At 67.4% G+C, this 433-nt stretch carries 1 protein-coding gene; it reads left to right on the top strand.

The genetic code is table 11. The features are described from left to right. Positions 1-26: 26 nt before the first annotated feature. On the top strand, positions 27-433 hold a 407-nt coding region (locus FLW16_RS43105; protein ID WP_221891605.1), incomplete at its 3' end, for a general stress protein.

The following is a 433-nucleotide window of genomic DNA, read 5'->3' as shown; positions in this document are numbered from 1 at the left end:
CTGGAATAGCCGAGGGGGTTGGTCCCGTGAGCGTCCCGAGAACAGCAGGGTCCCACAAGGTGGTGCTGGCCACCTACAGCAGCTACGACGCGGCCCAGCACGCGGTGGACGTCCTGGCCCGCCACGACTTCCCGATCGAACACGTCACCATCGTGGGCTGCGATCTGCGGTGGGAGGAGAAGGTGCTCGGGCGATGGGGCCTCGGCAGGGCGCTCCTCACCGGCGCGGGTACCGGCGGCTGGATCGGTCTTCTCATCGGCTTGATATTCGCGATCTTCAGCCCGTGGGCCGGATGGGCCATCGGCTCCTCGATCGTGCTCGGGCTGATCTTCGGCCTCGTCTGGGGTGCGATCAGTCACGTGGTGCAGCACCGGGCGTTCGCCTCGATGCCTGCGGTCGTCGCCGACCACTACGACATCCTCGTCGACCCCGA

Source organism: Microbispora sp. KK1-11 (assembly GCF_006874435.1).
Taxonomy (GTDB): Bacteria; Actinomycetota; Actinomycetes; order Streptosporangiales; family Streptosporangiaceae; genus Microbispora; species Microbispora catharanthi.
The sequence above is the reverse complement of the archived record's forward strand: the minus strand, read 5'-3'. Positions and strand labels throughout refer to the sequence as shown.